An 11672-nucleotide genomic window follows, 5' to 3' on the forward strand; every position below is an offset into this window, starting at 1 on the left:
CGGAAACGCTGCCGGTTAATGCGAAGCGCGCTCCTCGGCGGAGGCGCTCGAGCGGCAGTGGCCTTGACGGTCCGGCGCGGTCGGCGGTCTGCGACCTAACGGTGCCGGGAGATCAAGCCGCTGCCTTCATGGGAAGAACCGAATGCTGGCATTCGTGACCTCACTTGAAAGGCTGAACGGAAGCGGCTTCTTATACAAGGAAGGCGATCCGGCCAACCCCTCCGGCCTCTTTCCGCCGGCACTGTGCCCGCCCTGCAACAGGGTGGCGGTCGGCCTTGATTTCCAGCAAAGCCGACACAGTTGGAAAAAATCTGACATCTTTCGCCGAAAAGCACTTGAAAGGTCCCGCTATTGCCTTATTCCGTGAAAATCATTCCTGAAGGCGAGTCGCCCGGCACGCCGCCGCCTCGATAGGCACCATCAGTCTGGAACATCACCGTGAGCAGCGAAGCCATCGGCAGCGCGACGAAGCCTCGGGACGCGCTCGCACACGTGAAGGCGGCAAGCTGGGGCAGGGGCCTCAACACGCTCGCCCGCATCACCCGCATGAACCTGCGGCACCCGTGGCAGGTCACCTTTGCGATCGGCTCGACCATCATCGCTGCCACGCTGCAACTGCTCATTCCGCAGCTTCTTGGCCGGGCGGTCGACCAGGCGCAGGCCGCTTTTTCCGGCGGGGAGGCGGGAACGGTGGCCGAGCTGGCGCTGCTCACCTCCGCGCTGTTGCTCTTCGCCGTCAGCACGTTGCGCGGCCTCTTCACCATGTCGCAGAACTATTTCTCCGAAGCCGTCGGCCACAATATCGGCTATGAGCTCCGGCTCGCCTGCTACGAGAAAATCCAGCGCCTCTCCTTCTCTTTCCACGACGAGGTGCATTCGGGCGACCTGATCACCATCGGCATGCTCGATCTGGAGGGCGTGCGGATGTATTTCTCGACGGGCCTGGTCCGCATGGTGCTGCTCGCCATGCTGATCGGCATCGGGGCCTATCTGCTGCTTTCCATCGACCTCGTGCTCGGGCTCCTGGCGCTGAGCTTCGTCCCCTTCGTGGCCTGGCGGTCCTCGGTGACGCAACTCACGTTGCGCGCCACCTGGCTCGAGCTGCAGGAGCGGCTCTCGGTGCTGAGCCGGGTCATGGAAGAGAATCTCGGCGGCATCCGCGTCGTGCGCGCCTTTGCCAGCCAGGCTTACGAGATGCTGAAATTCGACCGAGCCTCGAAAGATGCGCTGAGCCTGGCGCACGAGCGGGTGAACATCCGCGTGCGCAACACCTCGGCAATGACCTTCTCCTTTTTCCTGGCCATGGGGCTGGTGCTGCTTTTCGGCGGCAACAAGGTGATGGCGGGCGAGATCAGCGTCGGCACGCTTGCGACCTTCCTCACATTCATGACCATCCTGCAGATGCCGGTGCGCCAGATCGGCCTGATGGTGAACTCCTTCGCGCGGGCCTCCACCTGCGGCTCGCGGCTCTTCGGCCTGCTCGACATGGACGTCGCCATAAAGGACGCACCGGACGCGAAACCGCTCGAAATCGCCGAGGGCACGCTGCGCTTCGAGAACGTTTCCTTCGCCTATCCCAATGCGGAGGGCCGGCCGATTCTGAAGAATGTGAGCTTCGAGGCGCGGAAGGGTCAGACCATCGGCTTTGTCGGCCCGCCGGGATCGGGCAAATCGACCATCGCGCATCTGATCCCGCGCTTCTACGATGTGACCGGCGGCCGCGTCACTCTCGACGGGCAGGATATCCGCACGGTCACGCTCGGCTCGCTGCGCCAGGCGGTGGCGGTGGTGCAGCAGGACGCGTTCCTGTTCACGACGACCATCGAGAACAACATCGCCTATGGCGACCCGTGGGCGAAGGAGCCGCGCATCGAGCGGGCGAGCGAGTCCGCGCAACTGCACAATTACGTTCTCGGCCTGCCGGCAGGCTACAAGACCGTGGTAGGCGAGCGCGGCGTTTCGCTCTCCGGCGGGCAGCGCCAGCGCCTCACCATCGCCCGTACCATGATGCTCAGGCCCTCCGTCATCGTCTTCGACGATTCGACCGCGGCGATCGACGCGGCCACGGAGCAGCGCATCCGCTCCGCCATGCGGCGCTTCGCCAAGGACCGGGTGACGATCGTGATCGCGCACCGGCTGAGTTCCCTCATGCATGCCGACCAGATCCTGTTCGTGGAGAACGGCGAGATCGTCGAACGCGGCACGCATGAGGAGCTTCTCGCGATGGGCGGGCGCTACAGGGCGCTCTACGACCTCCAGATGCGGCCGGGGGACGAGGTGCTGAGCGAATACGGGGAGGCGGGCTGATGGCCCAAGGGCATGCGGGAGAGCTCGAAGCCGAACGGAACGACGTGCGCGAGGACGGTCGACGCCCGCCGCGGGCGGTGGTGGGCTCGCACCGGATCGAAGAGGAGATGTTCGGCAAGGCGTTCGACAAGAACATCGTCAAGCGCATCTGGGCCTTCGTAAGACCTTACCGCACGAGGGTGTACATCTCCGTGGCGGCGGTGCTCGTCTTCACGGCCACGCAACTCGTCATTCCCCTCATCATCCGCTATGCGATCGATCACGGCGTGGTGCCGGGCAGCGTCGACCGCATGCCGCTGCTTCTGGCCTTCGGCGCGTTCCTGCTCGCCATACTGATCAATTACGGCGCGAGCTACACGCAGGAAACGGTCGTCGGCAAGATGGCGGAAAACGTGCTCTTCGATATCCGCCGCGCCATGTTCGGGCACCTGCAGAAGGTGTCTCTCTCCTTCATGGACAAGACGGAGGTGGGGCGGCTGATGTCGCGGCTCCAGGGCGACGTCAACTCCATGCAGGAGTTCCTGGAGACCTGCGTGCTCTCGGTAGGCGATATCGCGCTCCTCTTCGGCATCGTCTTCGTGATGCTGTGGCTCGACTTCCGCCTCGGCCTTCTCACCCTTGCCGTGCTGCCCGTCCTCTTCATCGTCCGCCTTTTCTGGCTGCCGCGCGCCCGCAACGCCTTCATGGCCGCGCACGAGACCAATTCGGTCGCCAACGGCGCGCTCGCAGAGGCGATCCACGGCGTGCGCGCGGTGCAGTCCATGGACCGGCAGCAGGTCAATTTCACGCTCTATGACGACAAGGCCCACGCGAATCTCAGGACGCACTTGACGGCGGCCAGATATGCGCAGGTGATGGTGCCGATCGTCGACAGCCTCACGGGCATCGCCATGGCGGTGGTGATCGTCGTCGGCGGTTCGATGGTGGTGAATGCGAGCCTGGATATCGGCGTGATGGTCGCCTTCCTGTTCTACATCCAGCGCTTCTTCGACCCGATCCGCTCGCTGACGCTGCAATATTCGGTCATGCAGCGCGCCATGGCCTCGGGCAAGCGGCTGACGGACGTGCTCGACGTGAAGATCGACGTCCAGGACAAGCCGGACGCGAAGGTGCTCTCGCCCGACATGGACGGCTCGGTCGAGTTCAAGAACGTGACCTTCGGCTACAATCCGAAGCACCCGGTGCTGAAGGAGGTCTCCTTCCGTGTGAACCCGGGCGAGACGGTGGCGCTCGTGGGGCCGACTGGCTCCGGAAAATCCAGCTCGATGGCGCTCATCCACCGCTTCTACGACGTGCAGCAAGGGCAGGTTCTGGTGGGCGGGCACGACGTGCGCGATCTCACGCAGGAATCGCTCGGGCGACAGATCGCCATGGTGCTACAGGAACCTTTCCTCTTCACCGGCACCGTGTTCGAGAATATCCGCTACCACAAGACCGAGGCGACGCGCGAGCAGGTGGTGGAGGCCGCGAAGGCGGTCGGCGCGCACGACTTCATCATGAGCCTCGCCGACGGCTATGACGCGATGCTGGGCGAGCGCGGCGGCAATCTTTCGCTCGGCCAGCGGCAATTGATCAGCTTCGCCCGCGCGCTTGTTGCGGACGCGAAGATCCTCGTGCTGGACGAGGCGACCGCCAATATCGACAGCTATACCGAGATGCTGATCCAGAAGGCGCTGGTGAAGCTGCTCGAAGGGCGCACGGGCCTCGTCATCGCCCATAGGCTCGCGACCATCCGGGGTGCGGACCGCATCATCGTGCTGCAGAACGGGCAGGTGATGGAGACCGGCAACCACGACCAGCTCATGGCCAAGGGCGGCCTCTACTCCAAGCTCTACAACCTCAACTACGCCTCCTTCGACGATATTCCGGAGGAGGAACTGCAGGTGTCGGCGCAGAATGGGTCGAGGACATGACGTTCCGCACGGCTTGAATGAATCGCGCTCATTCGGCTTAGGCCGGGGCTGAAGCTAGCGCCTTCACGGCACTTCCGGATACTGCTTGATCGGCATGTCGTCGTGCATGGGCACGGTCTGCCGCTCGATCATGCGGTGCACGCGGGGGCGGCCTTCGCCACGGTGCAGGGCCAGAAGCCTCTCGTTGATCTCGGCATCCGCCTTGGTGCGCCGCATATTGTGGCGGACATATTCCACCCAGGTCGGCACGTGGTAGGTCTCGGTCCAGATATTCGGGTTTTCCAGATCGCGCAGGAGGGCCCATTGACGGGCGCCGTCGCGGATTCGGATGCGCCGCCGCTCCGCCATCGCGGCGAGGAAGGCCGGCACGTCCTCCTGCGCGATCTCGTAGTCGACCATGATCATGATCGGGCCGCTGCGCGCCCTCAAATCGAGACGAAGCTGGGGCTCTTTGAACTGGTTGAGGGGGTCTAGATTGAGCTTCGCGAACTCGGGCAGGGCGAAGCGCAGCCCGATCAGAGCGCCAAACACGAGCGCGGCGCTCGACGCCGCCAGTGCGGCGGTCGGCCCGTAGGTCTCGGCCGCAAGCCCCCAGAGCCAGCTTCCCGCCGCCATGCCGCCGAAGGTCGCCGTCTGGTAGATGGAAAGGGCTCGCCCCACCACCCAGCGCGGCGTGGAAAGCTGGACCGAGACGTTGAGGAGCGACAGCGCCAGCACCCAGCAGGCGCCGGCGGGGAGAAGACAGAGGCAGCTCAACCAGATCTGTCTGCTCAAGGCCAGTCCGAGCGCGCTCAGGCCGAAGACGACGAACGCACCGCGCGCGATGGTCTCGTTGTTGAAGGTTTCACGTATTTTCGTGTTCGAGAGGGCGCCGCCGATGGCTCCGATGCCGAAACTGCCGAGCAGCAGGCCGTAGCTGATGGCGCTGCCGCCCACCAGGTCGCGCGCGACCAGCGGCAGAAGCGCCAGGATGGCGACGGCCCCCAGGCCGAAGACGAAGCCCCGGAAGATGACCCTGGTAAGGTTCGGCGACATGGCGACATAGCGCAGCCCGGCGGAAATCGCATGCGCGAAGGCCTCGCGCGGCAGGCTCGCGGGCAGCCGGCGGTGTTTCCAGCGCATGAGCGCGATGATGAGCGGGATATAGCTCACTGCGTTGAATGCGAAGGCCATCGCCGCGCCTGCGACCGCGACGATCAAGCCGCCGATGGCCGGTCCCACGCTGCGCATCAGGTTGAAGGCCATGCTGTTCAGCGTCACCGCGGCGGGGATGTCCTCGCGGGGCACGATATCGCCCATCGAGGCCTGCCAGGAAGGGTTGTGCAGCGCCGTGCCGCAGCCGATCAGGAAGGTGAAGGCCAGAAGCAGCCACGGCGTCATCATGCCCGCCAAGGCAAAGAGCGCGAGGACCACCGAGACGAACATCATGAGCGATTGCGCCGCCAGCATGATGCGGCGGCGGTCGATATTGTCGGCGAGCGCGCCCGCGGCAAGGGAAAAGATCATCACGGGCAGCGTGGTGGCCGATTGCACGAGCGCCACCATGTCGGCGGACTCGGCGATCGTCGCCATCATCCATCCCGCGCCCACCGCCTGGACCAGGCCTCCGAGGTTGGAGACCAGGCTCGCGCTCCAGAGAAGCCGGAAATCGATGCTTTCAAAGGGTTTTGCTAGAGGCGATCCGGGCACCGATTTCGACCTTGGAACGTGTTGCCTTGCTATCGAGTTCTGGCTTGCAGCAACGGAACGTGACGATTCACGACTCGTGGACGAAGCGCAATCCCCAACCGGATATAGCGCGCTCGCGGTTTTCGAACCGTTAGCCGGCGGCGTCCGTCGAATGGACAGGCGATCTGGTGGAACCTCCCCTTGACCTTCCAGTAACTGGAAGGACTAGGTCTTGTTTCAAAGGAGCATCACCGATGAAGCACGACCATCATCACGATCACGGTCATCACGATCATTGCTGCGGCGCAGATGATTCGCATGGAGCGGCGGAAGTGATCCGCGATCCGGTCTGCGGCATGACGGTCGACCCGAATGCCGGCAAGCCCACGGCCGGCCATGAAGGCCGCACCTATCACTTCTGCAGCCAGTCCTGCCACGACAAGTTCGTCAGGCAGCCGGAGGATTATCTGCAGGCGACGGACCCGGTTTGCGGGATGAAGGTGGACCGTGCGACCGCGAAACACTTCGCGCGGCACGAAGGGCGCGGCCATTATTTCTGCTCGGCCGGATGCAAGGCGAAATTCGAGGCGAACCCGGAGCAGTATCTGGGCGAGCGGCCAGTGCCGGAGCCCGCGCCGGAAGGCACGCTCTACACCTGCCCCATGCACCCGGAAATCATCCGGGACAAGCCGGGCTCCTGCCCGATCTGCGGCATGGCTCTCGAGCCGATGGGGGTTCCCACCGGCGAGGAGGGACCCAACCCGGAGCTGGTCGACTTCACCCGGCGGCTCTGGGTGAGCGCGGTGCTCTCCATCCCGCTGCTGCTCGTCGCCATGGGGCCGATGATCGGGCTTCCCTTCCGGGATTGGATCGGGGAGCGGACAGCCGTCTGGCTGGAACTCGCCCTCGCCACGCCGGTGGTGTTGTGGGCCGCCATTCCCTTCTTCGAGCGCGGCTACCAGTCCATCGTCAACCGCAGCCCGAATATGTGGACGCTGATCTCGATCGGCGTCGGCACCGCCTATCTCTACAGCTTGGTCGCCACGCTTTTCCCGGGCATCTTCCCGCATCGGTTCCGCGGCCACGGCGGCACGGTGCCGGTCTATTTCGAGGCGGCTTCGGTGATCGTGGCGCTCGTCTTCCTCGGTCAGGTGCTGGAGCTTCGGGCGCGCGAGCGCACAGGCTCGGCGATCCGCGCGCTGCTCGACCTCGCGCCCAAGACGGCGCGGCGGCTCGGCGACGACGGGTCGGAAACGGATGTTCCCCTGGAGGAAGTGCAAACCGGCGACCGCCTGCGCGTCCGCCCCGGTGACAGCGTGCCGGTGGACGGCACCGTTCTCGAGGGCCGATCTTCGGTGGACGAATCCATGATCACGGGCGAACCGGTGCCGGTGGAGAAGGTGGAAGGCGACGTGCTCACCGGCGGCACGCTCAACAAGAACGGCTCGCTGATCATGCGTGCCGAGAAGGTCGGCAAGGACACGATGCTCTCGCAGATCGTGGAGATGGTCGCGAAGGCACAGCGGTCGCGCGCGCCCATCCAGGGGCTCGCGGACCGTGTGTCCTATTACTTCGTGCCCACCGTGGTGCTCGTCGCCATCTTCGCCTTCATCGTCTGGGCGATCTTTGGTCCGGCCCCCAGCATGGTCTTCGCCATCGTCTCGGCCGTCTCCGTGCTAATCATCGCCTGCCCCTGTGCGCTGGGGCTCGCCACGCCCATGTCCATCATGACGGCGACGGGGCGCGGCGCGCAGGCGGGCGTGCTCATCAAGGATGCGGAGGCGCTGGAGCGCTTCTCCAAGGTCGATACGCTGATCATCGACAAGACGGGCACGCTGACCGAGGGCAAGCCTCGGCTGACGGATGTGGTGTCCGCCGAGGGTGTGGATTCCGCCGAGCTTCTCTCGCTCGCCGGCGGCCTGGAAAAGGGCTCCGAGCACCCGCTGGCCGAGGCGATCGTGGAAGGCGCGCGCGAGAAGGGCGCGGCCTTGCCCAACGCCTCGGACTTCCAGGCGACGACCGGCAAGGGCGTCTCCGGCATGGTCTCCGGCCGCTCCGTAGCACTTGGCAATCTCTCGATGATGGAAGACATCTCGGTGGATGTGGCGCCGCTCCTCGCCCGCGCCGATGCGCTGCGCGGCGAGGGCAAGACGGTCATGTTCGTGGCGGCCGACGGCAAGCTTGCCGGCATTGTCGCGGTGGCCGATCCCATCAAGGAATCGACCGCCAGTGCGATCCGCGCGCTGCACGAGAGCGGGCTTCGGATCATCATGGCTACAGGAGACAACGAGCGCACCGCGAAAGCGGTGGCTTCGAGGCTGGGCATCGACGAGGTGCGTGCCGACATGCTGCCCGAGAGCAAGAACAAACTGGTCGATGAGCTTCGTGCCGGCGGCGCGAAAGTCGCCATGGCCGGCGACGGCGTGAACGACGCGCCCGCGCTTGCGGCGGCGGATGTCGGCATCGCCATGGGCACGGGCGCAGACGTGGCGGTGGAAAGCGCCGGCATCACGCTCGTGAAGGGCGATCTCAACGGCATCGTACGGGCGCGGACGCTGGCACAGGCCACGATCCGCAACATCAGGCAGAACCTGTTCTTCGCCTTCGTCTACAACGCGGTGGGCGTGCCGATTGCCGCGGGCGTGCTCTACCCTGTTTTCGGGATGCTGCTTTCGCCCATGATCGCCGCGGCGGCGATGAGCCTCTCCTCGGTCTCTGTCATCGCCAACGCGCTGCGGCTGAGGGCGCTTGCGCTGAAATAACGGCGACCACAATATTTGACCGCTGACGAGGCGGCGATGCTCAGGCATGGATCCTCGGGCTTGACCCGAGGATCCATGCCTGAGCGCTCCCGAACGGCACAAAAGTCAAAGCAAGCTGCTTCGCTTGGCCGGCGCTTTGCCCGCCAAGCGTGCCTTGCGCTTTCCGTGCTTGAGGTTGTATCACGGCTTTCCACGCGGCATTGATCTTGCCGCTCGAGCCTGTTCCGATCTCAGCTCTGGAAGAACAATGCCCGCTTATCGCTCTCGCACGACGACCCATGGCCGCAACATGGCCGGTGCACGCGGCCTCTGGCGCGCCACCGGCATGAAGGATTCGGACTTCGGCAAGCCGATCATCGCCGTCGTCAATTCCTTCACCCAATTCGTGCCGGGGCATGTGCACCTGAAGGATCTCGGCCAACTCGTGGCGCGCGAGATCGAGGCGGCGGGCGGTGTCGCCAAGGAATTCAACACGATCGCCGTGGACGACGGCATCGCGATGGGCCATGACGGCATGCTCTATTCGCTGCCGTCGCGCGAGCTCATCGCGGACTCGGTCGAGTACATGGCGAATGCCCACTGCGCGGACGCCATGGTCTGCATCTCCAACTGCGACAAGATCACGCCGGGCATGCTGATGGCGGCCCTCCGGCTCAACATCCCCGTCGTCTTCGTCTCCGGCGGGCCGATGGAGGCGGGCAAGGTCGTGCTCTCGGGACAGGAGAGGGCGCTCGATCTCGTGGACGCGATGGTCGCTGCGGCGGACGAGCGTGTGAGCGACGAGGACGTGCAGGTGATCGAGCGTTCGGCGTGTCCCACCTGCGGTTCCTGCTCGGGCATGTTCACAGCCAATTCCATGAACTGCCTCACCGAGGCGTTGGGTCTTTCGCTGCCGGGCAACGGCTCGACGCTTGCCACTCATGCCGATCGCCGGCGTCTCTTCGTGGAGGCGGGGCATTTGATCGTCGACCTCGCCCGCCGCTATTACGAGCAGGACGACGACAGCGTGCTGCCGCGCAGCATTGCGAGCTTCGCCGCCTTCCAGAACGCCATGACGCTCGATATCGCCATGGGCGGCTCCACGAACACAGTGCTGCACCTGCTTGCCGCCGCACACGAGGCGGAGGTGGACTTCACCATGGAGGAGATCGATCGGTTGTCGCGGCACGTGCCCGTGCTCTGCAAGGTGGCGCCCGCGAAGTCGGACGTGCATATGGAGGACGTGCACCGGGCCGGCGGTATCATGGCGATCCTTGGCGAGCTCGACCGCGCGGGCCTCGTCAACCGCGACGTGCCTACGGTGCATACGACGACGCTCGGGCAGGCGATCGAGCATTGGGACATCGCACAGACCAAGAGCCAGAAGGTGCGCGACTTCTTCCTGGCGGCGCCCGGCGGGGTGCCCACGCAGCAAGCATTCAGCCAGGACCGGCGCTGGGGGGACCTCGACCTCGACCGCGAGAACGGCGTCATCCGCAGCGCCGAGCGCCCCTTCTCCAAGGACGGCGGGCTTGCGGTGCTGAAGGGCAATCTCGCCGAGGACGGCTGCATCGTGAAGACCGCCGGCGTGGACGAGTCGATCCTGAAGTTCTCCGGCCCCGCGCGCGTGTTCGAAAGCCAGGATTCTTCCGTGCAGGCGATCCTGTCGGGCAAGGTCGATGCCGGCGACGTGGTGGTGATCCGCTATGAAGGCCCGCGTGGCGGGCCGGGCATGCAGGAGATGCTCTATCCCACGAGTTATCTGAAGGCGAAGGGGCTGGGAAAGGCCTGCGCGCTTATCACCGACGGGCGCTTCTCGGGCGGCTCGTCCGGCCTCTCCATCGGCCATGTCTCGCCGGAAGCCGCCAATGGCGGGCTGATCGGGCTCGTGCGGGAGGGCGACCTGATCGACATCGACATCCCCAACCGGAAGATCCATCTTGCCGTCGACGATGCGGAGATCGCGCGCCGTCGCGCCGAGCAGGATGCCAAAGGCTGGAAGCCTGCGGAAAATCGCAAGCGTCAGGTCAGCACCGCGCTCAAGGCCTATGCCGCCTTCGCCACCAGCGCGGACAAGGGCGCGGTGCGCAAGCTGCCGGACTGAACCGCAGGCTTCCAAGCGGGTTCAGCAGGTCCAGCCGGCGGACGCTCCGCCGGCTTCCTCTCGATGGAGTTTGGATGCGGTATTCGAACGTGCTGCTGACGGGCGCTGCCGGTAAGATCGGCAGTGCATTGCGCAAGGCTCTGGCGCCCAAATGCGACCACCTGCGGATATCCGATCTCCGCCCGCTCTCGGCGGAGCATCCGTCGGAAGAGGCGGTGCAGTGCGACCTGAACGACGCCGACGGGGTGCGCCGGCTCTGCGAGGGGATGGATGCCGTCATCCATATGGGCGGCCGCGCCTCGGACGGACCCTGGCCTCAGCTCCTGCAGGAGAACATCGTCTGCACGATGAACCTGCTCGAGGCCGCACGCATCAATGGGGCAGATCGGGTCCTATTCGCAAGCAGCAACCATGTCACCGGCATGTATCCCATCGACCGCAGGATAGCCGGCCGGGACCCTGTGCGGCCCGATTCCATCTACGGGCTGACAAAGGCCTTCGGCGAGGACGCCACGGCATTCTACGCCTTCAAATACGGGGTGCGCGGCTTCTGCATGCGGATCGGCACTTTTGCCGAGCGGCCCGCGCACCGTCGCGCGCTTTCCACCTGGTGCTCGCCGGCCGATCTCGTTCGCCTCGTCGAGGTGGGGCTTTCGGCGGACTATGTCCACGAAATCGTCTACGGGGTTTCCAAGAACACCCGTTCCTGGTGGGACAATTCCGCCGCCGAACGCCTGGGTTACCAGCCGCTGGACGATGCGGAGGACTACGCCTTTCAGGTCGAGCACATCGCGCCGGACAATGAGCTGGAGCGGAATTTTCAGGGCGCCGACCGCGTCTCCGACGATTTTTCCGGCCGGGAAGAATGGCTCCGGCGCTGAAGCATTCTGCAGCCGGCGGAATCACCCAGTGTGACACAGATACGGCACGGAGAGATGG

The 11672-nt window shown here is 65.1% G+C and carries 7 protein-coding genes; 6 read left to right on the forward strand and 1 reads right to left on the reverse strand.

Annotated features, from left to right (window positions below; genetic code table 11):
* The first annotated feature begins 142 nt into the window (after window positions 1-142).
* The 3 genes from PVE73_RS05630 (at window position 143) to PVE73_RS05640 (ending at window position 4220) form a co-directional block, all read left to right on the forward strand.
* The gene (locus tag PVE73_RS05630) at window positions 143-367 is read left to right on the forward strand and encodes a hypothetical protein (protein ID WP_277366006.1); all 225 of its coding nucleotides are present in this window, start codon (window positions 143-145) and stop codon (window positions 365-367) included.
* A 71-nt stretch (window positions 368-438) separates the two neighbouring features.
* Window positions 439-2307: an ABC transporter ATP-binding protein gene (locus PVE73_RS05635; protein WP_277366007.1), complete on the forward strand. Its 1869-nt coding sequence runs from the start codon at window positions 439-441 to the stop codon at window positions 2305-2307.
* Window positions 2307-4220: an ABC transporter ATP-binding protein gene (locus PVE73_RS05640; protein ID WP_277366008.1), complete on the forward strand. Its 1914-nt coding sequence runs from the start codon at window positions 2307-2309 to the stop codon at window positions 4218-4220. Before PVE73_RS05635 ends, PVE73_RS05640 begins: the two co-directional genes overlap by 1 nt.
* A 63-nt stretch (window positions 4221-4283) precedes the next feature.
* Here the strand turns inward: PVE73_RS05640 and PVE73_RS05645 are convergent, their stop codons facing one another.
* Complete coding sequence (locus PVE73_RS05645; protein WP_277366009.1) at window positions 4284-5909, reverse strand: MFS transporter; 1626 nt, start codon at window positions 5907-5909, stop codon at window positions 4284-4286.
* A 233-nt stretch (window positions 5910-6142) separates the two neighbouring features.
* Between PVE73_RS05645 and PVE73_RS05650 the strand changes: the two genes are divergently transcribed.
* The 3 genes from PVE73_RS05650 to PVE73_RS05660 all read left to right on the forward strand — a co-directional run bounded on the left by PVE73_RS05650 (window position 6143) and on the right by PVE73_RS05660 (window position 11614).
* The gene (locus PVE73_RS05650; protein WP_277366010.1) at window positions 6143-8650 is read left to right on the forward strand and encodes a heavy metal translocating P-type ATPase; all 2508 of its coding nucleotides are present in this window, start codon (window positions 6143-6145) and stop codon (window positions 8648-8650) included.
* A gap of 247 nt (window positions 8651-8897) precedes the next feature.
* Window positions 8898-10733 carry a dihydroxy-acid dehydratase gene (gene ilvD / locus PVE73_RS05655; RefSeq protein WP_277366011.1) on the forward strand — a complete coding sequence of 612 codons (1836 nt, stop codon included), beginning with the start codon at window positions 8898-8900 and terminating at the stop codon, window positions 10731-10733.
* A gap of 74 nt (window positions 10734-10807) precedes the next feature.
* Complete coding sequence (locus tag PVE73_RS05660) at window positions 10808-11614, forward strand: NAD(P)-dependent oxidoreductase (protein WP_277366012.1); 807 nt, start codon at window positions 10808-10810, stop codon at window positions 11612-11614.
* Window positions 11615-11672 lie beyond the last annotated feature (58 nt).

The sequence above is a fragment of the Chelativorans sp. AA-79 genome (assembly GCF_029457495.1).
Taxonomy (GTDB): domain Bacteria; phylum Pseudomonadota; class Alphaproteobacteria; order Rhizobiales; family Rhizobiaceae; genus Chelativorans.

Excerpts from the sequence above, each read along its gene's own strand:
- PVE73_RS05630 (WP_277366006.1), top strand. The coding sequence starts at position 143 with ATGCTGGCATTCGTGACCTCACTTGAAAGGCTGAACGGAAGCGGCTTC.
- PVE73_RS05650 (WP_277366010.1), top strand. The coding sequence starts at position 6,143 with ATGAAGCACGACCATCATCACGATCACGGTCATCACGATCATTGCTGC.
- PVE73_RS05640 (WP_277366008.1), top strand. The coding sequence starts at position 2,307 with ATGGCCCAAGGGCATGCGGGAGAGCTCGAAGCCGAACGGAACGACGTG.
- ilvD (WP_277366011.1), top strand. The coding sequence starts at position 8,898 with ATGCCCGCTTATCGCTCTCGCACGACGACCCATGGCCGCAACATGGCC.
- PVE73_RS05660 (WP_277366012.1), top strand. The coding sequence starts at position 10,808 with ATGCGGTATTCGAACGTGCTGCTGACGGGCGCTGCCGGTAAGATCGGC.